The sequence below is a fragment of the Roseicyclus sp. genome (assembly GCF_018402035.1).
Lineage (GTDB): Bacteria > Pseudomonadota > Alphaproteobacteria > Rhodobacterales > Rhodobacteraceae > Roseicyclus.
Genome location: NZ_JAGYJN010000006.1, coordinates 69620 through 92807 on the forward strand (window position 1 = coordinate 69620; position 23188 = coordinate 92807).

The 23188-nt window shown below is 61.9% G+C and carries 24 protein-coding genes and 1 other RNA gene; 14 read left to right on the plus strand and 11 right to left on the minus strand.

The window, feature by feature from the left end:
- Positions 1-72 precede the first annotated feature (72 nt).
- The 3 genes from KG698_RS10940 to KG698_RS10950 are packed head-to-tail and all read left to right on the plus strand — an operon-like array spanning position 73 to position 3873.
- Positions 73-2502 carry a heavy metal translocating P-type ATPase gene (locus tag KG698_RS10940; protein ID WP_213685616.1) on the plus strand — a complete coding sequence of 810 codons (2430 nt, stop codon included), beginning with the start codon at positions 73-75 and terminating at the stop codon, positions 2500-2502.
- Positions 2499-2897 (plus strand): Cu(I)-responsive transcriptional regulator, encoded by a 399-nt coding sequence (cueR, locus tag KG698_RS10945; RefSeq protein WP_213685617.1) that lies wholly within the window; start codon positions 2499-2501, stop codon positions 2895-2897. Before KG698_RS10940 ends, cueR begins: the two co-directional genes overlap by 4 nt.
- A gap of 52 nt (positions 2898-2949) precedes the next feature.
- On the plus strand, positions 2950-3873 hold the full coding sequence (locus KG698_RS10950) for a DMT family transporter (RefSeq protein WP_213685618.1): 924 nt from the start codon (positions 2950-2952) through the stop codon (positions 3871-3873).
- Between the two features lie 16 nt (positions 3874-3889).
- Here KG698_RS10950 and KG698_RS10955 read toward each other — a convergent pair whose 3' ends face one another.
- The 3 genes from KG698_RS10955 to nudC form a co-directional block, all read right to left on the minus strand.
- Complete coding sequence (locus KG698_RS10955; RefSeq protein WP_213685619.1) at positions 3890-4363, minus strand: hypothetical protein; 474 nt, start codon at positions 4361-4363, stop codon at positions 3890-3892.
- A gap of 37 nt (positions 4364-4400) precedes the next feature.
- Positions 4401-5120, minus strand: a complete 720-nt coding sequence (locus tag KG698_RS10960; protein WP_213685620.1) for a sulfotransferase family 2 domain-containing protein — start codon at positions 5118-5120, stop codon at positions 4401-4403.
- Positions 5121-5234: 114 nt separating this feature from the next.
- Positions 5235-6212: an NAD(+) diphosphatase gene (gene nudC, locus KG698_RS10965; RefSeq protein ID WP_213685621.1), complete on the minus strand. Its 978-nt coding sequence runs from the start codon at positions 6210-6212 to the stop codon at positions 5235-5237.
- Between the two features lie 153 nt (positions 6213-6365).
- On the opposite strand from nudC, the gene KG698_RS10970 reads away from it, so the two are divergent.
- From KG698_RS10970 to ffs, 5 genes are all read left to right on the plus strand, one after another.
- The gene (locus KG698_RS10970; RefSeq protein ID WP_213685622.1) at positions 6366-8294 is read left to right on the plus strand and encodes a bifunctional 2',3'-cyclic-nucleotide 2'-phosphodiesterase/3'-nucleotidase; all 1929 of its coding nucleotides are present in this window, start codon (positions 6366-6368) and stop codon (positions 8292-8294) included.
- A gap of 206 nt (positions 8295-8500) precedes the next feature.
- A complete protein-coding gene (locus KG698_RS10975) occupies positions 8501-9475 on the plus strand; it encodes an ABC transporter substrate-binding protein (protein WP_213685733.1) in 975 nt (324 codons plus the stop codon).
- A gap of 76 nt (positions 9476-9551) precedes the next feature.
- Positions 9552-10364 carry an ABC transporter ATP-binding protein gene (locus tag KG698_RS10980; RefSeq protein ID WP_213685623.1) on the plus strand — a complete coding sequence of 271 codons (813 nt, stop codon included), beginning with the start codon at positions 9552-9554 and terminating at the stop codon, positions 10362-10364.
- Positions 10361-11128: an ABC transporter permease gene (locus KG698_RS10985; protein WP_213685624.1), complete on the plus strand. Its 768-nt coding sequence runs from the start codon at positions 10361-10363 to the stop codon at positions 11126-11128. Before KG698_RS10980 ends, KG698_RS10985 begins: the two co-directional genes overlap by 4 nt.
- A 44-nt stretch (positions 11129-11172) precedes the next feature.
- An RNA gene (ffs, locus tag KG698_RS10990) (signal recognition particle sRNA small type) lies at positions 11173-11271 on the plus strand.
- A 101-nt stretch (positions 11272-11372) separates the two neighbouring features.
- On the opposite strand, the gene KG698_RS10995 is transcribed toward ffs, so the two are convergent.
- The gene (locus KG698_RS10995) at positions 11373-11702 is read right to left on the minus strand and encodes a hypothetical protein (RefSeq protein ID WP_213685625.1); all 330 of its coding nucleotides are present in this window, start codon (positions 11700-11702) and stop codon (positions 11373-11375) included.
- Between the two features lie 111 nt (positions 11703-11813).
- Between KG698_RS10995 and KG698_RS11000 the strand changes: the two genes are divergently transcribed.
- From KG698_RS11000 to KG698_RS11020, 5 genes are all read left to right on the plus strand, one after another.
- Positions 11814-13586 carry a DNA polymerase III subunit gamma/tau gene (locus KG698_RS11000; RefSeq protein ID WP_213685626.1) on the plus strand — a complete coding sequence of 591 codons (1773 nt, stop codon included), beginning with the start codon at positions 11814-11816 and terminating at the stop codon, positions 13584-13586.
- Positions 13587-13652: 66 nt separating this feature from the next.
- Entirely contained in the window at positions 13653-14006 is a 354-nt protein-coding gene (locus tag KG698_RS11005; protein WP_213685627.1) for a YbaB/EbfC family nucleoid-associated protein, read from the plus strand.
- Between the two features lie 45 nt (positions 14007-14051).
- Entirely contained in the window at positions 14052-14609 is a 558-nt protein-coding gene (recR, locus tag KG698_RS11010) for a recombination mediator RecR (RefSeq protein WP_300983712.1), read from the plus strand.
- Between the two features lie 137 nt (positions 14610-14746).
- Complete coding sequence (locus tag KG698_RS11015; protein ID WP_213685629.1) at positions 14747-15508, plus strand: electron transfer flavoprotein subunit beta/FixA family protein; 762 nt, start codon at positions 14747-14749, stop codon at positions 15506-15508.
- Positions 15508-16434, plus strand: coding sequence for an FAD-binding protein (locus KG698_RS11020; protein WP_213685630.1), 927 nt, complete (start codon positions 15508-15510; stop codon positions 16432-16434). The genes KG698_RS11015 and KG698_RS11020 overlap by 1 nt, the downstream gene beginning before the upstream one ends.
- Positions 16435-16494: 60 nt before the next feature.
- Here the strand turns inward: KG698_RS11020 and KG698_RS11025 are convergent, their stop codons facing one another.
- Complete coding sequence (locus tag KG698_RS11025; protein ID WP_213685631.1) at positions 16495-17313, minus strand: DUF6473 family protein; 819 nt, start codon at positions 17311-17313, stop codon at positions 16495-16497.
- Positions 17314-17518: 205 nt separating this feature from the next.
- Here KG698_RS11025 and KG698_RS11030 point away from each other — a divergent pair, with 205 nt between their 5' ends.
- Positions 17519-18394 carry a 3-hydroxybutyryl-CoA dehydrogenase gene (locus KG698_RS11030; RefSeq protein WP_213685734.1) on the plus strand — a complete coding sequence of 292 codons (876 nt, stop codon included), beginning with the start codon at positions 17519-17521 and terminating at the stop codon, positions 18392-18394.
- Positions 18395-18400: 6 nt separating this feature from the next.
- Here the strand turns inward: KG698_RS11030 and KG698_RS11035 are convergent, their stop codons facing one another.
- From KG698_RS11035 to KG698_RS11055, 6 genes are all read right to left on the minus strand, one after another.
- Positions 18401-19258 carry a lysophospholipid acyltransferase family protein gene (locus tag KG698_RS11035; RefSeq protein ID WP_213685735.1) on the minus strand — a complete coding sequence of 286 codons (858 nt, stop codon included), beginning with the start codon at positions 19256-19258 and terminating at the stop codon, positions 18401-18403.
- A gap of 90 nt (positions 19259-19348) precedes the next feature.
- A complete protein-coding gene (locus tag KG698_RS11040; protein WP_213685632.1) occupies positions 19349-19630 on the minus strand; it encodes an HPr family phosphocarrier protein in 282 nt (93 codons plus the stop codon).
- Position 19631: 1 nt separating this feature from the next.
- The gene (locus tag KG698_RS11045) at positions 19632-20021 is read right to left on the minus strand and encodes a PTS fructose transporter subunit IIA (RefSeq protein ID WP_213685633.1); all 390 of its coding nucleotides are present in this window, start codon (positions 20019-20021) and stop codon (positions 19632-19634) included.
- A gap of 2 nt (positions 20022-20023) precedes the next feature.
- Entirely contained in the window at positions 20024-20950 is a 927-nt protein-coding gene (rapZ, locus tag KG698_RS11050; RefSeq protein ID WP_300983642.1) for an RNase adapter RapZ, read from the minus strand.
- Positions 20951-20968: 18 nt separating this feature from the next.
- The gene (locus tag KG698_RS15590) at positions 20969-21442 is read right to left on the minus strand and encodes a serine kinase (RefSeq protein ID WP_300983644.1); all 474 of its coding nucleotides are present in this window, start codon (positions 21440-21442) and stop codon (positions 20969-20971) included.
- A gap of 12 nt (positions 21443-21454) precedes the next feature.
- A complete protein-coding gene (locus KG698_RS11055) occupies positions 21455-23179 on the minus strand; it encodes a sensor N-terminal transmembrane domain-containing protein (protein ID WP_367114078.1) in 1725 nt (574 codons plus the stop codon).
- Positions 23180-23188: the final 9 nt, after the last annotated feature.

The window sequence follows — 23188 nt, forward strand, 5'->3', positions numbered from 1 at the left end:
CGGGCAGGGTAAACACCCCTTGACCTTCCAGCTACGGGAAGCCCTATCTACCGGTTAACCGGAGGGCTGCACATGCCGCGCGATACAACACAGATCACCCTGCGCTATGGCGTGGACAACTTGCATTGTGGCGGCTGTGTCGGTCGGGCCGAGGCCGCGATGGCGGCGGTGCCGGGGGTCATCTCGGCACAGGTCAATCTTGCGACCAAGCGGGCGGCGATCACCGCTGATGCGGGTTTTGATGCCCAAGCCTTCGCGGCGCGGCTGGCCGCGGCGGGTTATCCCTTGCATGCGCTGGATGAGCAACTTGTGCGCGTCAGCGTCGATAACATGACCTGTGGCGGCTGTGCCGCGCGGGCCGAGACCGCCTTGCGCGCGCTTCCCGATGTGCTGGAGGCAGATGTGAACCTTGCGCTCAAGCGCGCCGATCTGCGCATTGCCGCCGGTGCCGATTGGTCCGTCATCGCGGATGGGATGCAAAAGGCAGGCTACCCGGTGACGCGGATTGATGCGCCAAGTCCGGCCACCCAACCACCTGACGAGGCAGCGCCGATGCGGCGTGCCTTTCTCACTGCGCTGATCTTGTCGCTGCCTGTCGTGGTGCTGGAAATGGGCGGTCACCTGATCCCCGCTTTCCATCATTGGCAGATGCAAGCCTTTGATCCGCTCGCCTTGGGCATTGTGAAATTCCTGCTCACCACCGCCGTGCTGGCCGGGCCGGGGCGGGTGTTCTTCCGCTTGGGTATTCCCGCGCTTTTGCGCGGTGCGCCCGAGATGAACAGCCTTGTGGTGCTGGGCACGACGGCGGCTTGGGGTTGGTCGAGCGTGGTGACATTCGCGCCTGCGCTGGTGCCGGAAACCGGGCAATATGTCTATTTCGAAGCCGCCGCCGTGATCGTGACGCTGATCTTGCTTGGTCGCTGGCTTGAGGCAGGCGCGCGTGGCCGCGCCGGTGCCGCGATCCGCAAGCTGATGGCGCTGCGCCCCGAGACGGCAACCCGCATCGCAAATGGTGCCGAGGGGGAGGTTGCGCTTGCCGATTTGCGGCGCGGCGATCTGATCCGCCTAAAACCCGGCGGGCGCGTGGCCGTTGATGGCGTCGTCACCGATGGCGAAAGCTGGATCGATGAGGCGATGCTGACAGGTGAGCCCGTGCCGGTGTCCAAACGCCAAGGCGACGCGGTGACGGCTGGCACGGTGAACGGCACCGGCACGCTTGTCTATCGTGCGACGGCTGTTGGGGCCGATACGGTGCTGGCCCGCATCGTTGCCATGGTCGAGGATGCGCAGGCCACGCGCCTGCCTGTGCAATCGCTGATCAACCGCGTGACGGCGATCTTTGTGCCTGTGGTTTTGGTGATTGCCGCTCTGTCGGCGGGCGCATGGCTGATCTGGGGCCCTGATCCGGCCAAGGCTGTGGTTATCGCGGTTTCGGTTTTGATCATCGCCTGCCCCTGCGCGATGGGTTTGGCGACGCCGGTGTCGATCTTGGCCGGAACGGGGCGTGCCGCCGAACTGGGCGTTCTGTTTCGCAAGGGCGACGCGTTGCAGGGGTTAGGTCGTGTCGATCTGGTGGCTTTCGACAAGACAGGCACCCTGACCGAGGGCAAGCCGCGTGTCGTCGCAGTTCACCCCGTTGCGCCCTGCGATGCGCATACCCTCCTTGGCCTCGCCGCTGGCGCCGAGGCCGCGTCGGAGCATCCCCTTGCCCGCGCCATTCTGGCCGAGGCAGAGCTGCGCGGGATCACGCCTGCGACGGTAACGGGGTTCAAGGCGCAAACCGGGGCGGGTGTGGTCGTGCAGATCGCGGGTGAAACGCTGCGCCTTGGCAGTCGCGCCTTTTTGGCGGGGGAGGGGGTGGAGGTTCCCGCCACCGATTCCAGCGCCGCGACCGAGGTGCATCTGGCGCGCGGCACTGTCTATCTGGGCCATCTGGCCTTGGCGGACCCGATCAAACCCGATGCGGCCCGCGCGGTTGCCGCCCTTAAGGCGCGCGGCGTTGCGGTGGCCATGATGTCGGGCGATGCCGAGGGGCCGGTTGATGCGGTGGCCCGCGAACTGGGCATCGACACTGCATTGGCGCGCCTATCGCCCGCCGATAAGCGCGCGCAGGTCATCGCGTGGCGCAAAGCTGGGCGGCGCGTGGCCTTTGTGGGCGACGGGATCAACGACGCCGCTGTGTTGGCCGAGGCCGATGTCGGTATCGCGCTTGGCACTGGCACCGATGTGGCGATCGAGGCGGGCGATGTCGTGCTGGTCTCGGGCGCGCCCATGGGCGTTCTGACCGCGATGGAGGTGAGCCGCCGCACGCTGAATAACATCGTGCAGAACCTTGTTTGGGCCTTTGGTTACAATATCGCCCTGATCCCGGTTGCGGCTGGGGTGTTGGCGCTTTTTGGTGGCCCATTCTTGAACCCGATGCTGGCGGCAGGCGCGATGGCCGCAAGCTCGGTTCTGGTGGTGTTGAACGCACTCCGCCTGCGCAAGATGAGGGCGCAATGAATATCGGTGAAGTGTCCGAGGCGGCGGGCCTTCCTGCAAAGACGATCCGCTATTACGAGGATATCGGGCTGATCACGCCGCTGCGCGATGCCAATGGCTATCGCCGCTTCACGGATGCGCATCTGCACAAGCTGGCCTTTCTGGCGCGCGCCCGTGGCCTTGGGTTTTCCATCGAGCAATGCCGCACCCTCTTGGCGCTTTACGAGGATCGCGCGCGCGCCAGCGCCGATGTCAAAGCCGTGGCCGAAACCCATCTGGCCGAGATCGATGCCAAGATGGCGGAACTTGCCGAGATGCGGCGCGTCTTGGCCGATCTGGTCCATGCCTGTGCGGGCGATCATCGGCCCGATTGCCCGATCTTGCTTGGCCTGTCGCAAGCGGCAAAGGGCGATTGAACCGCACATCATGCGGGCGTAGGCTTGGGCCAGTTCCCTTGTGGATCCATCCATGACCCCTTTGCGCGGCATCACTTTCAAGATCCTGTCGGTTTGCGTTTTCGTGGCCATGTCGGCGATCATCAAGGCGACCTCTGACGATGTTCCGCCCGGCCAAGCGGTGTTTTTCCGCTCGCTCTTTGCCATTCCGGTGATCGGTGTCTGGCTTGCTTTGCGGGGTGAGTTGCACACGGGCCTCAAGACCCGCGATCCGCTGGCCCATTTCTGGCGTGGGCTGGTCGGCACGACGTCGATGGGCCTTGGGTTTGCGGGTCTTGGCCTTTTGCCTTTGCCCGAGGTCACGGCCATCGGCTATGCCGCGCCGATCCTTGTGGTGATCTTTGCAGCGATGTTTTTGGGCGAACAGGTGCGCCTGTTCCGCCTGTCGATGGTCGCGCTGGGTCTGGCGGGTGTTTTGGTGGTGCTCAGCCCACGGCTACAGGTCGACCCCGCGACCCTTTCCTCGCGCGAGACATTGGGCGCGGTGATCGTATTGCTTTCCGCCGTTTTTGCCGCGCTGGCGCAGATTTTCGTGCGCAAGCTGGTAAATACGGAAACCACATCGGCGATCGTGTTCTATTTCTCGGTCACGGCTTCGCTTTTGGCACTGTTGACGCTGCCTTGGGGCTGGGCGGTGCCGCCCTTGCATATCTTTGGCCTTTTGGTCCTTGCGGGGCTTTTGGGCGGTGTCGGCCAGATCCTGCTGACCACCAGCTATCGCAACACCGATGCCTCGTTGATCGCGCCTTTCGAGTACACCTCGATGATCTTGTCGATCATGGTGGGCTATACGATTTTCGGCGAGGTGCCGGGGGCCGCGACCCTTGCAGGTGGGGCCATGATCGTCATCGCGGGGATCTTGATCATTCTGCGCGAGCGGCAGCTTGGCCTCAAACGCACGCAGCAGCGCAAGGCCGGGCCGACCAACCCGCATTGACGCGAACGCGACACGCCTAGCTGCGGTTCTGACGCCGATAGGCCGCCTCGACCGCGTTACCTTGGCGCACCAACATGCCCTGCAACCGTTGCAAAACCCGCCCGCGCGCCAGTTTGAGTGTTTGCAGCAAGAGCCGTGCTGTCAGCGTATCGGCCGCTAGCTCAAGCGTCATGCTGACGCGCGTTACCACCGGCGAGAGTGCGACAAAGCTGAACTCTTGATGGCATTTCATGCCGCCGATCCGGCTTTCGATCACGCAAAGCTCTTTGTCGGAAAACTGTGTGACCTTGGCGCTGATCGCGCGGGATTTGCCGCGCACAATTACTTCGCCGCGCCATTCCACATCTTGAACAGTGCGCGTCCAATTGCCGACACGGTTGAGTGTCGCCCCGCGGCTACGGATATCTGCCTCGAAACCTGAGAAGTCGGTGAAGCGGTCCCAGACCATGTCATGTGGCGCATCCACATCTTCGGAAGCTTTAAATTTCATGCCTCACCCACCAAGAGAATCCGCACCGCGCCCAAGCTTAGTGACCCGTTCCCGTCATCGCCGCGCCGGGCGCAATGAAATCGGGCATGACCAACTGCGCATAAGGCGCCCAGTAGTCAGGAAATATCTGGAACGCGATGTCATGATGGCAAATATCGAGGATCTGAAACTGGAGATCTTCATCCAGCGCGAAGAAATCGAACTTGGGACTGCTTTTTTGCAACCACGGCATCTGGGCCTTGGTCTGGCAGGCGGTGTTGACGAAGTTGGTCAATGTCGTGAGTTCTTCAAGCTTGAAGATCCGCTCGAAATAGCTTGGGTCGTTGCCGATGAACTTTTGTTGCTTGAGAAAATGGCGTGCCAAGGGCTGTGAGCAGCGCAAGTAACCCACGTAATTCTCAAGAAATGTCGCCAAATCCGGATCAGGCGGCAGCCCCTCTTGCAACAGTGCTTTGCCTGCGGCTTCGACCGAAAGCTCGCGGTAATGCAGCACGCGGTTGGAATAGCCCGACAAGAACCGCTTGACCGGATCGCGCACCACGGCAAAGCGGCGATAATCGCTCAGGGCTGCGTGATCGGTCCGGTTGAACCGATAGTTGGAGACCAATGTATTGGCATCCATCGGCTTGCCTTGCACCATAAACTGTCGGAAGGCGGTTTTGTTTTCGACATGAAACAAGAACGCACGCAGCGATGTGCCACCTGATTTTGGTGAAAAGAAAAACGCCATCCGCTGCGCGGGCATGATGTAGGGCATGATCTGACCTCTGCTCGATTGGTCTTTTTGATTATCTTTCGTTTACACTAGCAGAGGTGGTATCGATCCGACAACTAATTCCCGTCATCTTTTTCAGTGCCGTGGCTGGTTTGCTTAACCCAACCGGTCGGCCAACCAGTGTTCCAACAAGAAATGCGCGATGGCGCCTTTGCGGGCGGGGCGGATCTCGGGGTGGGTGCCTGCGAAAACCGTCAAGAGCTCGGATCGCGTGACCCAGCGTGCGGCTTCCAGTTCATGGGTATCCACGGTGATCTCGGTCGTGATCGCCTCGCCCCGGCAGCCGATCATCAGCGATGCGGGGAAAGGCCACGGCTGACCGGCGACATAATCGACCGCGCCGACCCTGACGGCGGTTTCCTCATAGACCTCGCGGCGCACTGCCGCCTCGATGGTTTCGCCGGGCTCAACGAACCCAGCCAGAAGCGAGAACATCCCCTCGGGCCAGCCTGGCGAACGGCCAAGCAGCACCTTTTCGCCCTGCGTGATCAGCATGATCACCACCGGATCGGTGCGTGGAAAGTGATGCGCGCCGCATGCGGGACAAAGCCGTTGCCAGCCTGCCTCGCTCATGGTCGAGGCGACACCGCAGCGGGCGCAAAAGCCGTGGCTGTCATGCCAATTGATCAAGGCGCGCGCGGTTGCGGCCATCTCGGCGTCGCGTGCATCAAGCTGGTTCATCACCGTGCGCAGTTCGCGAAAGGCGCTGTCGTCGGGGGCGGCGGGGTGAAGCTGGATCGTTGGATCAAGAAAAGCGCCGATCTGCGCCTCATCGACGGGTTCGGTCGGCTTCCACGCGCTGATATCTTGCGCAAAGATCGGCGCACCGGCGATACGGCCAAGAAAAATCGGCGGTTGTGCCGAGGCTGACAAGACGGGGTGGCCCGCCGTGAGCCGCACCAGATGGCAAGGCCCTGTTTGCGGATCGCCCTGCACCAGCGGTTTGCCGCGCCACAGCGCGATGACCCCGGCCCCGTTGGCATGCGCCAGCGCGAGACTTGCCGCATCGCGCCGTTCCGCCGCCGACCGGTCAAGGTCAGAGCCGCCAAATGTCACCTTGTCCGCCAAGAGCATGTTGCCACCTTTCTGCGTGCCACCTGAACAATGGTATGACCCGGCTGCCACAACTTGTGCAATCCATTCCCAAATCGATCAATGTCTTAGGGGCGAGGTGTTAACAGCGCGGCACCAAGGCGGCACAGTCACGCGGGGCATTTGGACAAAAAGATGACCGTCACAACCACAGTGGCGTCCTATCCGGCGGATCAGACCGGGGCGGATGTGTGTTTGCGCCTGCGTCTGTTGGCGACGACAGACCTGCATGCGCATTTGTTCTCGTATAATTACTATGCCAATCGCCCTGATAACGGTGTCGGGCTTGCGCGGCTGGCCGCGCCGATTTTGCAGGCGCGCAGCGAAAGCGTGAACAGCTTGCTGTTTGACAATGGCGACACGTTCCAAGGCGCGCCATTGGGCGATGCGGCGCTGTCTGATCTGATGCCTGCGGTGCGCGCGCATCCGATGATTGCGGCGATGAATGGGCTGGGCTTTGACGCGGCGTGCTTGGGCAATCACGATTTCGATTTTGGTGTTGCGGCGCTTGAACGGGTGATGTCCGGCGCGCGCTATCCCATCGTTTGCGCGAATGTCACAAAGGCCATCTGTGGCCGCCCCTTCGTGGCACACCACGCCATCATCGAACGCGGTATGATCGATAGCCAAGGTGCCTTGCGGATGATCCGGATCGGGATCACCGGGGCGGTGCCGCCGCAGACCATGCAATGGGTGCGCCCGCAACTGGCCGGTCGGCTCGAGATTACCCCGATCTTGCCCGCCGTGGCGCGTGAGGTGGCACAGATGCGCGCGGCGGGCGCCGATCTGGTGGTCGTGCTTGCCCATACTGGCCTTGGCAGCGAACAGGCCGCGCCGGGCGATGAGAACGTGGCCCTTGCGCTGGCGCGGCTTGCGGGGGTTGATGCCGTGGTCGCGGGCCATACGCATCATGCCTTTGCCTCGGCCACGCCACCCCTTGGCACGGCACCGATTGTGCAGCCCGGATTTTTTGGATCGCATCTCGGGCAGATCGATCTTGAACTGCGGCCATGTGCGGATCACGCCCTGCCAACCGGCATCCCGATGCGTTGGCGGGTTGTCGCAAGCGATGCGCGTTTGCGCATGGCCGAAGATGTTGATGCCGAACAGCGCCACACCCTGCGCCGAAAGCTTTACCGCTTGCCCAGTTTCCGCGCCGAGATGGCAAGGGGGCACCGCCTGACGCGGGCCTATTCGGCAAGGCCCCTCGGGCGGAGCGCCGTGCCGCTTGAGACTTATTTCAGCCTGTTGCGGCCTTGCGCGACCACGCAGTTGATTGCCGATGCGCAGCGCGCGGCTGTGGCCCCGATCATCGCGGCCGATCCCAGTTTGGCCGCCCTGCCGCTTTTGTCTTGCACCACCCCCTACAAGGCCGGCGGTCGCGGCGGCCCCGAGGCCTATTCCGATGTGCCGCAAGGCGCGCTGTTGCTGCGCCATGCGGCTGATCTTTATCCATTTTCCAATGGGCTTGCACTGTTGCGTGCAACCGGCGCGCAGATCCGCAATTGGCTTGAGCGTGCGGCGGGGGCTTTTCGCCAGATCAACCCAAACGCCGCGCCCGATGCGCCACCGCAAGCGATGTTGGATATGGCATTTGCCAGCTATAACTTCGACCGCTTGGATGGCTTGCGCTACAAGATCGACCTGCGCCAGCCCGCGCGGACCAATGCCGAAGGCGATGAGATCCGCGCAGGGCAGGGTCGCATCCGCGATCTGCGCCGTGATAACGGTGCGCCGGTTGCCGATGATGATATCTTCTTGGTGGTCACCAACAGCTATCGCGCCGCCGGTGGCGGGCATTTCCCGGACCCGGCGATGTGCGAGACGGTCTATATCTCGCCCCATCCCGTGCGCGATGTGATCGCGGGCCATATCGCCACGATGCGCGGTGCTGTCGCGCCTGTGGTCAGCGATAGCTTTCGCTTCATGCCCTTGGGCGGTGTGCCTGTGATCTATGAAACAGGGCCGGGCGCGGCCGCGCACAAGGAAAGATTGGCGCAGTTGGGGCTGATCTTTGCAGGGTTCAGCGACACAGGCTTTGCCCGCTATCTGCTGCGGCTTTAGGCAGCCGGAAGGGCTTTGCCAAAAAAACTAGCAATTGATTTTCGGATCGCGCATGTTTTGTGCATTCGCGCCGTATCACTGTGCCGAGTCAATTGACCTTGCGACGGTACGGGGCTGTTGTGATGCAATTCGCGAAGAACGCGCTGCCAAGCCAAAGGAGAATTCGCTTGTTCAACCGTGCCATTCCCACATTCGCCGCCGCCTTGATGGTTGCTCTGCCCGCCGCGGCGCAAGAGACCGATATGAATTTCGCCCTTGATTGGCGTTTTGAGGGGCCGTCTGCGCCCTATTTCCTTGCCATCGACAATGGCCATTTCGCCGCCGCCGGGCTGGATGTTTCGGTTGTCGCGGGTGAAGGGTCGCTTGATGCGATCCCCAAGGTTGCCTCGGGTGCCTTCCCGATGGGCTTTGCCGATATCAACAGCCTTGTGCGTTTCCTCGATCAAAACCCCGGCGCGCCGGTGATCGCGGCGATGATGGTCTATGACAACCCGCCCTTTGCTATCGTGGGTCGCGTCAGCCAAGGCATTACCGGCATCGCCGATCTCGAAGGGTCCACACTTGGCGCACCGCCGCCCGATGGTGCATGGGCGCAGTTCCCGATCCTTGCCGCGGTGAACAATATCGATGTCTCGACCATGACGATCGAACCGGTGGGCTTTCCCACCCGCGAACCGATGCTGGCCGAAGGTAATGTCGATGCTGTGACCGGCTTTAACTTCTCGTCCTATCTGTCGCTGACGCGTTTGGGCATCCCTGAGGATGACATCACCACGATCCTCTACTCGGATCATGGCGTGGCGCTTTATGGCAACGCGGTCATCGTCAACACCGACTTCGCCGCCGCCAACCCCGAGATCGTGACAGCCACGCTTGGCGCAATCGCGATGGGTGTGAAAGATGCGATTGCCGATCCCGCCGCCGGTGCGGCCGCTGTCATCGCGCGCAATCCCGCCGGAGATGTGGCGTTGGAAACCCGCCGTCTGGAACTGGCGCTTGATGCCAATATCGTCACCCCTTGGGTGCGCGCGAACGGCATGGGCGATATCGATCCGGCCCGCATGGCCACCGCGATTGAACAGCTTCGCCTGACCTATGAGTTCCAGAACGAACCCGATGCGGCGCTGTATTTCACCAATGCCTATCTGCCCGCGGCAGAGGTGCGGATGGTCGCACAGTAAGGTCGTGATCGTATTGACATGAAACCGCCCGGGGCCGCCCATCGTGGCCCCGGGCACTTCATTGAGAAAGACCAAGATGACAGCTTCCGCCCATATGATCGAGCTGCGTGATGTGACGCATGCTTATCGCACCAAGGCAGGCCCGCTTCCCGTGCTGGACCGCCTGTCGATCCAGATCCCCGAGAACAGCTTTTGCGCGGTCGTCGGCCCCTCGGGCTGTGGCAAGTCCACGCTAACGCGGCTGGTGTCTGGCCTGATGCGGCCCAATCAGGGCGAGGTCTGGCTACATGGCCAGCGCGTCACCAGCCCCCGCCCCACCGTTGGCATGGCGTTTCAGAACCCCGTACTGCTGGAATGGCGCACGATCTTGCAAAACGTGCTGTTGCCGATGGAAATCGTCAAATCGCCGATGTCCAAGGCCGAGGCGACCGAACGCGCGCATCACCTGCTTGATCTGGTCGGGCTGACGGGCTTTGCGGAAAAGCGCCCCTCCGAACTTTCGGGCGGTATGCGCCAACGCGCAAGCCTGTGCCGGTCGATCATCCACAAGCCCGATGTGCTGATCTTGGATGAGCCTTTCGGCGCGCTTGATGCCTTCACCCGCGAGGATCTGTGGTGCACCATGCATGATCTGCGCGCAGAAGAACCCTTTACCTGCCTTCTCATCACCCATGATTTGCGCGAAAGCGTGTTTCTGGCCGACCAAGTCGTCGTGATGTCGGGCCGCCCCGCCCATGCGCAATATGTGATGGAGGTGGATTTGCCCGGCAAACGCAGCCTTGACGATCTTTATTCACCCAAGGCGGTCGAGATGCTGGCCACGCTGCGCCACCAAATCCAAGTGGCCCAAGGCCGCACTGTCGACGACACGGCGGAGGCCAAAGCATGAACGATACGCTGCGCAAAATTCTGGCCCCGCTGCTGTTCATCATCGGCATCTTGGCCTTTTGGGAATGGATCGTGTGGTACAAGCAACTGCCTGATTTCCGCATGGCCAGCCCCTCGGACCTGATCCCACGCTACATCCGCTTTTGGGATCTGTTCTTGATCAAGTCATGGGAAACGCTGTGGCGCACCGTGGCGGGCTTGGGCCTTGCCGTGATCTTTGGCACGCTGATCGGCATGGTCATGGGCTTTTCACGCTTTGCGCGTGAGGGGCTTTACCCGATCTTGGTGGGCTTTAACGCCATCCCCAAGGCGACGGTGGTGCCCATCGTGGCGCTGATGTTCGTGGGCCAGCATGATTTCAACACCGTGCTGATCGCCTTCATGATCTCGTTCTTCCCGATCGCGGTCTCGGTCTCGATCGGTCTTTCGACCTTGGAGCCGGAATATCGCGATATCCTGCGCTCGCTTGGCGCATCGAACTTCACCATCTTTTGGAAGATCGCACTGCCCAAGACGCTGCCCGAGTTCTTTGGCGCGCTGAAGGTTGCTGTGACCTTGGCCTTTATCGGCACCAACCTGATGGAGATCGTGTCGCCCCATGGCCGTGGTTTGGGCGATCTGTTCGATTCGGGCCGGATCAGCGCCGACTATCCGCTGATGTTTGCCGTGCTTTTCGCATTGGCGGCCCTTGGGATCGTGCTGTTTTATGTCGTGGTGTTTCTCGAGCGCATCTTTGCCGGATGGGCCGAGCGCAATCCGGGCTGAGCCCTTGGCCTTGCATGGCCGGGCGCTTTTGCCTATGTGACACGCGAGAGGTTGGCGCGGGCAGGCGCCTCGCCAACCTGGTCAGGTCCGGAAGGAAGCAGCCACAACGAGCCCCGCTTGGGTCGATGTCCAGCCTCTCACCCTAGCCTACTGCGCCAAAGGCGCGATGCGAATGTCCCCAGGGTCATCTCAAACAAGCGATCCCGAGAGGGCCACGGCCCTTGCGCCGCAACCGCCGCGCGGGTCAGACGATTGAGACAAGCAGGTAGCTCAGGAACATACCAAGCAGCACAGCGCCCATGAAATAAAGCGTCGCCGCCTCGAGCAAGACGCGCCGCAGTTTTGGCAGACTGTGCCGTTGCCATTGCCACAGCAAGATGCCGACCACCGCAGCAAGGATATGGAAACTGGCGAAAATCGCCACGGTGCCCGGCCCAATCGTGGCGATCAGCCCCGATAGCCCCCCGCGCCAGACCGCACCGCCCATCCAAAAGGCCAAGGCCGCAAGCGCCATTGCCCAGAAAAACAGCGTCATCAGGCGCAAAAGAAACGGGGATGCTTTGTGTTCGCTCATCATAATCCTCGGCTCGGGTGATGTGGTGCTAGCACAATGATGCGCCGCTTCACCATGGACCTTGTCGCCCAGCTTCACTAGGTTTCATTCCAGCAACTTGCCCGAGGGAAAATGACCGACACATCCGACACCGGCTATCAGGTTCTGGCGCGCAAGTATCGCCCAGCGACATTCGCCGATCTGATCGGGCAGGATGCGATGGTGCGCACGCTGAAGAACGCCTTTGAGGCCGACCGGATCGCGCAGGCCTTCATGCTGACGGGTATTCGCGGCACCGGCAAGACGACGACCGCGCGGATCATTGCCAAGGGTCTGAACTGTATCGGGGCCGATGGCACGGGTGGGCCTACGACTGATCCTTGCGGCATTTGCCAAAACTGCGTGGCGATCACGCAAGGCCGCCATGTCGACGTGATGGAGATGGACGCGGCCAGCAATACCGGCGTCCAAAACATCCGCGATGCGATCATCGAAACGGTCAGCTACCGCGCGGCGCAAGCGCGCTACAAGATTTTCATCATCGACGAGGTTCACATGCTCTCGACCAGCGCATTCAACGCGCTGCTCAAGACATTGGAAGAACCCCCGCCACATGTGAAGTTTCTGTTCGCCACGACCGAGATCCGCAAGGTGCCGGTCACGGTCTTGTCGCGCTGCCAGCGCTTCGATCTGCGCCGGATCGAGCCTGAGGTGATGATCGCCCATCTGCAACAGGTCGCCGCCAAAGAGGGCGCGCAGATCGCCGATGACGCGCTCGCGCTGATCACACGCGCCGCCGAAGGGTCAGTGCGCGACGCGATGAGCCTTTTGGATCAGGCCATCGCCCATGGCGCGGGTGAGACGACAGCAACCCAAGTGCGCGCGATGCTGGGGCTGGCTGACCGGGGCCGGGTGTTGGATTTGTTCGAGGCGATCATGCGCGGCGATGCGGCTGGCGCGTTGAGTGAGTTGGGCGGGCAATATGCCGATGGGGCCGACCCCGTTGCCGTGTTGCGCGATCTGGCCGAGATCACCCATTGGCTATCGGTGGTGAAGATCACCTCTGAGGCCGCCGAAGACCCCACTATTGCCCCCGAAGAACGTATCCGTGGCCGCGCCTTGGCCGACCGTTTGCCGATGCGGGTTTTGACGCGGATGTGGCAAATGCTGCTGAAGGCGCTGGAAGAGGTCGCCGTTTCCCCCAATGCGATGATGGCCGCCGAAATGGCGGTCATCCGCCTGACCCATGTGGCCGATCTGCCGACGCCCGGTGATCTGGTGAAAAAGCTGCAATCCAGCCCACCGCCATCAGGTGGCGGCGGCGGCGGTATGCGCGGGCCCGCAGCGATGGCACCGTCGGCCGCGCCGCGCGCGCAGGTTTCGGCCCCGCGTGGTGGTGGTGGCGGCGGTGCGGTGCAAGCGGCCTTGCAACACGCGCCCGGCCCCGATTTGTCGCTTTACCCCAGCTTTGCCAGCGTCGTGGCGCTGATCGAAGAGACCCGCGATATCAAGCTGCTGATCGAGGTCAAGAATTGCCTGCGCCTGATCAGCTACGCGCCGGGGCGGATGGAGTTTCAACTGACCGATGATGCGCCAGCCGATCTGGTGCAGCGCCTCAAGCGCGCTTTGCAACTGGCCACGGGGGCCAATTGGATCATCTCGCTTGCCAATGAAGGCGGCGCGCCAACTTTGGCCGAGCAAGACCAAGCCGCCAGCCGCGCCATCGTGGCCGAGCTCGAGCGTCACCCGCTTTTGCAAGCGGTCAAATCGGCCTTTCCGAAAGCGCGTATCGCCGCCATTCGTACCCGCGCCGAGCTATTGGCCGCCGCACAGGCCGAGGCGCTGCCGGAACTGCCCGATCCTGATGATCTTCCCGAAGATTGGGATCCCTTTGAGGATGAATAGCGCGCTTGTGGCGGTGATGCCGCCTGCGTAACTGTGATTCGAAACTGAAAGACGGAGATGTGATCGATGCTGAAAGGTTTGGGCGGGCTTGGTGGGCTTGGCGATATGGCCAAGCTGATGAAACAGGCCCAAGAGATGCAGACCAAGATGGCCGAGATGCAAGATGCGCTGGCCTCCATGACGGTGGAGGGCCAATCCGGCGCGGGTCTGGTCAAGGCAACGGCCACCGCCAAGGGCGAGTTGGTCGGTCTTGATATCGATCCCTCGATCTTCAACAAGGACGACAAGGAAGTGGTCGAGGATCTGATCTTGGCCGCGATCAAGGATGCCCAATCCAAGGCACAGGAAAAAAGCCAAGCGGAACTCGGCAAGCTGACCGAGGGGATGGGCCTTCCGCCCGGCATGAAATTGCCGTTCTGATCCGTGAGCGACGCGCCCAAGGATATCGAAGCGCTGATCGAGATCATGGCGCGCCTGCCGGGGCTTGGCCCCCGTTCGGCACGGCGTGCTGTGTTGCATTTGATCAAAAAGCGCGGTGCCTTGATGCGCCCCTTGGCCCAGACGATGAGCCATGTGGCCGAAACGGCGCGCGAATGTCTCAATTGCGGGAATATCGGCACGGGCGATCTTTGCCCCATCTGTACCGATGACAAGCGCGCCAATGGCCAGATCTGCGTGGTCGAGGATGTGGCTGATCTTTGGGCGATGGAACGCGGCAAGGTCTTTGCCGGGCGTTACCATGTGCTGGGCGGCACGCTTTCGGCGCTCGATGATGTCGGCCCCGAGGATTTGCGCATCCCGCGCCTGATCGACCGGGTAACGGGCGAAGGGGTGGGCGAGGTGATCTTGGCGCTCAACGCCACGGTCGATGGGCAAACCACCGCCCATTACATCGCCGATGCGCTGGCGGGCCGGGGGGTTGCCGTCACCTCGCTTGCGCAAGGTGTGCCCATCGGGGGTGAGCTTGATTATCTCGATGATGGCACGATTTCGGCCGCACTTCGGGCGCGCAAGGCAGTGTAGGCCGGGGCTGTTGGCCATGACGCGGCGTCGATGAACCCTGCCGCGTCGATTTTGACCTGTTTTCGATACCCCGAACGCACTAACACTGCCGCTTGAAGGTTTTCCGACGCCCCGGCGTCGCCAAGAGGAGAAACGCGATGAAGGTACTTGTGCCCGTTAAGCGCGTGATCGACTACAACGTGAAGGTCCGCGTCAAGGCGGATGGTTCGGGGGTCGATCTCGCCAATGTAAAAATGTCGATGAACCCCTTTGACGAAATCGCGGTCGAAGAGGCGATCCGCCTGAAAGAAGCCGGCAAGGCCGAAGAGGTCATCGTCGTCTCTATCGGTGTGAAGCAGGCGCAAGAGACGCTGCGCACCGCACTCGCCATGGGGGCGGACCGCGCCATTCTGGTCACCGCGACCGAAGATGTGCAGCAAGATATCGAGCCGCTGGCCGTGGCCAAGATCTTGGCCGCCGTCGCCAAGGAAGAGGGCGTTGGCCTTGTGCTGGCGGGCAAGCAGGCCATCGATAACGACATGAACGCCACGGGCCAAATGCTTGCCGCATTCTTGGGCTGGGCGCAGGCAACATTTGCCAGCGAATTGGCCGTTGAAGGCGATCATGCCATTGTCACCCGCGAGGTTGATGGCGGCCTTCAGACGATCAAGGTCAAGATGCCCGCGATCGTGACCGTCGATCTGCGCCTGAACGAGCCGCGCTACGCCAGCCTTCCCAACATCATGAAGGCAAAGAAAAAGCCCCTCGATGAAAAGACCGCCGCCGATTACGGGGTTGATGTCACGCCGCGCCTGACGGTGATCAAGACCGTCGAGCCGGGCAGCCGCAAGGCGGGCGTCAAGGTTGGGTCGGTCGATGAGCTGATTGCGAAACTCAAAGACGAAGCGGGGGTGATCTGATGGCTGTTCTTCTTCTTGCGGATGTGACGAACGGGCAATTGGCGGCCGATCAGGTCTCCAAGGCGCTGAGTGCGGTGTCGGGCTTGGGCGATGTGCATGTGCTGGTCGCCGGTCAAGGCGGTGACGCGGCAGCGGCCCAAGCGGCCAGTTTTGCCGGTGTGTCCAAGGTGATCTTTGCGGGCGATCACGGCTTTTGCCACATGCTGGCCGAGCCTGTTGCCGATCTGTTGGTCTCGCTTTCCGGGGGCTATAGCCATATCGCGGCGCCCGCGACCTCGGATGCAAAGAATGTGCTGCCGCGCGTGGCGGCCCTTCTTGATGTGATGGTCATCTCGGAAGTGACTGCCGTGATCGATGCAGAGACATTCGAGCGCCCGATCTATGCGGGCAATGCCATCCAGACGGTGAAATCGGGTGACAAGGTCAAGGTCATGACCATCCGCACCGCTGGTTTCGAGGCGGCAGCGACGGGCAATAACGCACCGGTCGAGGCCTTGGCCACGGCGGCGGCAAGCGGGCTGTCGGAATGGGTCGAGGATAAGACCGCCAATTCCGACCGCCCCGAACTGACCAGCGCGGGGATCGTCGTCTCGGGCGGTCGCGGCGTCGGCAGCCAAGAGCAATTCGCGTTGATCGAGGGGCTGGCCGACAAGCTGGGTGCCGCGGTCGGCGCATCGCGCGCAGCGGTCGATTCGGGCTATGCGCCCAATGACTGGCAGGTGGGTCAGACCGGCAAGGTCGTGGCACCCGATCTTTACGTCGCTGTCGGTATTTCCGGTGCGATCCAGCATTTGGCCGGGATGAAAGACAGCAAGGTTATCGTCGCGATCAATAAGGACGAAGAGGCACCGATCTTTCAGGTGGCCGATTACGGTCTGGTCGCCGATCTGTTCGATGCCATCCCCGAGTTGACCGCCAAGCTTTGAGCGCTTGCGCTTTTTGACCAAACATACGCCCCGCGGCTTGGCCGTCGGGGCGTTTTCGTTTCAGGCCAAAAGTGGCAGCAGCACCTTGGCCGCGCGATCATGCAAATCAGGGCCGGGCAGGGCGCGCGCTGCGGCCGCTTCCCTTGCGGTATAGATCATACCCCGTGTTGTTTCCGCCATCTGACCCTTGGCGGGGCAGATGATGCTGAGCGAGGCCGCCATTGCCGCAACCTCGGCCAGCATGTCGGGGGTGATGAACAGCGGATCAGGCCCCAGATGGCCGCTTTGTCCCTCATCCTCGGGGTGGTGGCGGGCCAGCCAAAGCAAATGCACCGGCACGGGGGTATCGGCCAGAAAGCTGCGCATCCGCGCCAACCATGCGACGCGCAATTCAGCCGCGACGATGGCGAACCGCTCGGCTGAAATCCCCTGAAGATGGCTCAGCAAATGGCGCGTGAAATGAAACTCGGTAAAATCGACGTCGCGGTAGATGGTGCGCAGCATCGCGGTCGCCTTGACGAAGCGATCATTGCGGCGCGGATGCACCGCATATAGCCGGTTCGAGAGGTTATGCGCCCCGGTGATCTGCAACACCACGGCGGCGGCGTTTCGTGTCGCGCGGGTGATGGCCGGATCATGCATCAAGACATCCAGCCCGGCATTCATCACGCCCATATTGACCACATCGCGCGGCAGGCTTTTGGCCAATTGCTGCGCATAGGGCGCGTGCACGAAGCGGCCAAAGGTTTCCGACCCGCCCAAGCACAAGATAAATGGGCTGGCCATTTGTAATGGCGGCCCGCGAAACCGCAGGACCGAACCGGGATAGCACACAGGTTCATAGGTTAGGGGCAATAGGCCCCTTTGTTCGAAACTCATCGCTCCTTCACTCCCACCAGATTGAAGTCTCACCCATTGGCAAGTTTGGCGCGTAGGTCTTTCGAAAACGCTAAGCTTATAATTTATATTGGATTTTTGGAATTTCTGCGATGGGTTCGCCGAAATGGCATATGGCCACGCGGGCTTGTGCCGATCCGGCATGCGGGCCTATGGTGCGCCCATCAGCCAAGCGCGAGAGGCGAAAATGGATATTTCTTCGATCGGTGTGGTCGGTGCAGGACAGATGGGCAACGGGATCGCCCATGTCTGCGCCTTGGCGGGCTATGATGTGATGATGACCGATATCAGCGCCGATGCGCTGGACAAGGCCGTGGCACTCATCGACCGCAACATCGCGCGCCAAGTTGGGCGCGGCAAGGTCAGCGAGGCCGAGATGGCCGCCGCCATGGCGCGTATCCGCACCACCACCAAGCTGGCCGAACTGGGCCAAACCGATCTAATCATCGAAGCCGCGACCGAGCGCGAGACAGTGAAACAGGCGATCTTTGAAGATCTGCTTCCGCATCTAAAGCCTACGACGATTTTGACCTCGAATACCTCGTCGATTTCGATCACCCGGCTTGCCTCGCGCACTGACCGGCCCGAGAAATTCATGGGGTTTCATTTCATGAACCCCGTGCCGGTGATGCAGCTCGTGGAATTGATCCGCGGGATTGCGACCGATGAAGAAACCTTTGCCGCGTGCAAATCCGTGGTCGACCGGCTGGGCAAGACAGCGGCCACGGCCGAGGATTTCCCGGCCTTTATCGTTAACCGTATCTTGATGCCGATGATCAACGAGGCGGTTTATACGCTTTATGAAGGGGTGGGTAACGTCACCTCCATCGATATGGCGATGAAGCTGGGCACCAACCACCCGATGGGGCCGCTGGAGTTGGCTGATTTCATTGGGCTTGATACCTGCCTTGCGATTATGAACGTGCTGCATGACGGGCTGGCGGATACGAAATACCGCCCCTGTCCGTTGCTCACAAAATATGTCGAGGCGGGCTGGCTGGGGCGTAAGACGCAACGGGGCTTTTACGACTATCGCGGCGAGGTGCCGGTTCCCACGCGCTAATCGGGGTCAGGTTTCGCCCTGATCAGGTTCATCCCTGAGTGCCAAGGTGCGCGCGCGCAGCCACGCCATGAATTCGCGCGGCTTGCCGATTTGGCCTTCCCATTGGTCGGGTGTGATCGGCTTGCCGATAATGGGGGCTTGCGGCTTGTCAAAGCTGTGGACCACCTCGTGCAGCAGCAACCCCTGACGCAGCACGGGCGAGATGCGGTTGGCGATGTGGTAAAGCCGAGAATTCGCGCCGGTGAAATAAAGTGGCACGATGGTCGCGCCTGATGTGCGGATCATCTTGGCGGTAAAGACGTTCCACTCGCCCTCGATCGCGGGGCCCCACATGCTTTGCGAGGCAGCGACTGCGCCCGAGGGGAACAATGCGATCAGCCCCTTTTGCGCCAAGTGCTCCATCGCCAAGGCGCGCATTTGCAGCATCTTTTCCTGTGCGTCCGTGTCATGGGGGAACGGCACCGGGATCATGTAGCCTGCGGCCGACTCGTCCAGACCAGTCAAGAGCGCTCGGGTCAAAATGCGATAGTCGGGGCGGCGGCGGCCGATCAAATCGGCCAAGATCATGCCATCGACCAAACCATGGGGATGGTTGGCCACAAGAACGACCGGCCCATCGGTCGGGATGCGCGCAAGCTGGTGGGCAGGTGTGTTCAGGTCGATGCCCATCGCCTTCATGGTCGCGGGCCAGAAAGCCTGTCCCTTGACCTCGCCCATCCGCTCGAACTGGCGCACGCGGCGGATAATGGTGATCTTGCCCGTCATCCATTCCATGGTCCGCACAAGATTGCGTATCCAAGGATTCTCGAAAGAATTGGAATAGGTCAGACTGCGCCGGTCATAGACACGGTCAGCCCCCGGCATCAGCGCAGGGCGTGGCGCATGGATATTTCGCGTCGTTGTGTCGGTCACGCGCCCTTGTCCCATCCCGGTTTTGCGCCGTCGCGGCCCCGGTCAGTTATCCTCGCCGAAACGATCCCCGATCAACGTGGCCAGCGCATCTGCCAGCTTTTCCGCTTCGGAGCCTTTGGTTTCGACCTCAATAGTGGTTCCCATGGAAGCTGCCAACATCAAAAGCCCCATGATCGAGTCGCCGGCGGCACTCAGCCCGTCGCGCCGCACGGTCGCTTTGGCGTCATGTGCCTCGACGACCTCGACAAATCGGGCCGAGGCGCGTGCGTGCAGGCCTTTGACATTGATGATCTCAAGATTGCGGATCACGCGCGGCTCGTCCATCTCAGGGGGTTCCATCGAAGCTGTTGATATAGCGCCGCCCCGCATCGGCGGCGCGCGCCACGGCCTCATCCACGCCAAGGTTCCGCGATTTTGCCAGCTTGATCAGCATGGGCAGGTTCACGCCGGTCAGGATCTTGCGGTTTTGCGGCTTGCAGGCGGTCAAGGACAGGTTCGAGGGCGATCCGCCAAACATATCGGTCACCACCACCACACCCGAGCCATCATCAACCAAATCCGCCGCTTCGCAGATTTCGCGCGTGCGCGCCGTGCGGTCATCCTCGGGCCCGACCGAGATGGCGATCATCGCCGTTTGCCGACCCACGACATGTTCCGTTGCCCGCAGCAATTCAGAGGCAAGGCCCCCATGGGCAACGATGACGATGCCAATCACGACTAGTTTGCCTCTGGCGTTTGCGTGGCGTCGTTATTCTGGACGCGACGCAGTTCAACTTCCCGATGTCTTTTAGACACGGGCCACCCTGTCTGTGCAAGGTGGCTGGCAAGGATTTCGGTCAATGCGACCGAGCGGTGTTGCCCGCCGGTACACCCAAACGCGATGGTCAAATGGCTTTTGCCTTCGGCGGCGAAGGCGGGCAGCAGCGTGTCGAGCATTGCGCCTACTTGGTCACGAAAGGTGGCGAACCTTGCATCGGCGGCGATATAGCGCTGCACGGCGGGGTCGCTGCCATCTTGTGGGCGCAGGCCCGGCTCCCAATGGGGGTTGCGCAAGAAACGGCAATCGAACACCAGATCGGCCCCCGTTGGCAGGCCACGCCGATACGAGAAAGAAATGATCGTGATCGCCATGCGCCCGCCGCCCTCGGGGGCGAAAAGGCGGGTGATCTCGGCGCGCAGATCATGCGGGGTCAGGGTCGACGTATCGAGCAAAACACTTGCGCCCGCGCGTACCGGCCCCAAAAGCGCCAATTCCTGCGCGATGCCTTGCGCGGGGTCTGCATCGGGGGCCAAGGGGTGACGCCGCCTTGTTTCGGAATAGCGCCGTTGCAGCACATCGGCCGCACAATCGAGATAGAGCAGGTCGGGGGCATAGCCCTCGCTGTTTGCGAGGCGCGCGAATGCCTCCAAGAGCCCCGCCGCGGAATAGTCGCGATTGCGCGCATCGGTGCCAAGCGCCATGGGCCGTTCGGGGGGTGGCCCCTCCAGCAGACGGGGCAAAAGAGACAAGGGCAGGTTGTCGATCGCCTCAAACCCCAGATCTTCGAGTGCGTGAATAGCAGTCGAGCGGCCCGCCCCCGATGGGCCGGTGACGAATACCACGCGCGCTGGCGGCGGCGGCGATGGCGGTTCTACAGGCGGCATGTGCCCTATTGCCTCGTGTCAGGGTTCGGCGCGCCCATGCCGCATCATCAAAAGCAACGCAGGGGCAAGGTGATGTTCACCTGCAGCATGGATCAAAGGAACCCTGCTGTCACCTAGCGCGATGGTGTGCCGCAGGGGCAAACGTGCGGTTGCGGGGCGGTCAAGATCAATGGCCAAGGCCAAAGGGGCGCGGGCAAGTGTGGGGCCCGCCCGGATCAGCCCGACCCCGCGCGCCTCGATCAGATCGCGCGCCTGTTCGGGGCGCGCCAAAATGGCGGGTGTGCTGTCGCTTTGTAGCCAAACCCCATCATCCGAGATCAAGACAGCGCCAAGCGCCATCATCGCGATGGCGAGCGTCGATTTGCCCGATCCCGGCGCGCCAAGGATCACAAGCCCCTGACCATCGACGGCCACAGCCGTGGCGTTCAACCAAAGTGCTGTTCCATTGCGGGCCGTGACCCAGCGCGAAATCGGGTCAGGTTCGGGATGCATGGCGTCGCGCGATCAGATGGGAAGGCCGACGACAAAGCGCGCGCCCAGTGGCTCCGAGGTGGCATCAGCCTCGGTTGGGCGGATATTCTCGGCCCAGATCACACCGCCATGCGCCTCGACGATCTGCTTGGAGATGGCGAGGCCAAGGCCCGAGTGATTGCCGAATTGTTGCACGGGGCGTTCGGAATAGAATCGGTTGAACACTTTGGTCAGCGCCTCTTCGGGGATGCCGGGGCCGGTATCCTCGACCACGATCAGCACCCGGTTTTCCCGCCGCCTTGTCCAAAGCCTGACGGCGTCACCGTCTTCGCAGAAAGAAATCGCATTGGATAGAAGATTGACGAAAACCTGTGCCAACCGCCCCTCAAGCCCCGAGATGCGGATCGGCTCGAACGGGAGGTCGGTGACGAAATCGACGCCCTTCTTCTCGGCCTCGCCCGCGTGATATTGCGAGATGTTTTGCAAGGTGCGGACAAGGTCGAAAACCTCTTCCTCTTCCTTGACCAATTCGCTGTCGAGCCGCGAGGCGTTCGAGATGTCAGAGACAAGCCTGTCCAAACGCTGCACATCATGCTCGATCACCTCAAGCAGGCGGTTGCGCTGATCATCGGTCTTGGCCACGCGCAGCGTGCCCACCGCAGAGCGCAAGCTGGCCAGCGGGTTTTTGATCTCATGGCTGACGTCGGCGGCGAATTGTTCGTTCGAATCGATCCGGTCATAAAGTGCCGACACCATGCCGCGCAGCGCACCCGATAGCCGCCCAATCTCATCGGGTCGGCCCGTGAGATCAGGAATACGCACGCGTGTCGGGCTCATCTTGCGGGCGTTCTTGTCGCGGCCAAGCTCGGCTGCGGCGGCCAGATCGGCCAAGGGATGGGCGATGGTCGAGGCCAGAACAAGGCTCAACCCGATGGAGACCAAAAGCGCCACCGCGAACATCTGGAGCAATTGCTCGCGCTCGACCCGCACAAGGTGATCGATCTCACCGGCTGCCGTGGTCACCACTACGACACCAACCTGACCCGAGGTCGCGAAAATTGGAGAGGCGGCGGCATAAAGCGTGCCTGTTCCGTCAAAGCCCCGGCTGAGTACCGTCAGACCCTCGGCCGTGGGTTCCACCAAGGCGCGCGCCAGTTCCGAGGCATCGCGGTGCATCGGTTCGGGACGCGCACTGGTCAACACCTCGGAAAGCCCTGACCAAATCCAGCCCAGAAAATCCGTGATGAGCAGCGCGTCTTGCCTTGTGTCTTCAAGCCCGCGCACCGGTCGCGCAGGATTACCCGACATGTTTTGCGTGGTTGCGACGAGCATATCGGGTGCAGTGAAAACAAAGACATCGACACCTGCCGACAGGCTAAGCCTACTCAAGACAGATTGCGCAGCATCACCGCCGGGGGCGAAGGGATTGCCAGCCATCTCTTGGGGGATGCTGGCCTCGAACACCTCGGCGATCAGCTGTGCCTCGACGGCAAGCGCACGCTCGCGTTGCACCACGAGGCTGTCGCGGAACGGGTTGAGATACATCACCCCCGCGACAAGGACCACCATCGCCAACAGGTTGAACAAGATGATCTTGCGCGAGAGCGGCGAGCGGTTGAGCGAGAGCATGTTGCGCCGCGCGCGCGCGGCCTTGAGCTCGTGCTCGACCGCGGCGGGCGGGCGATCCCAATCTTCGCCCAACACGATATCGGCGCGCTCATTGGCGCGACGATTGGTGAGGGACAAATCAGCGGGCACCGCGTGTCT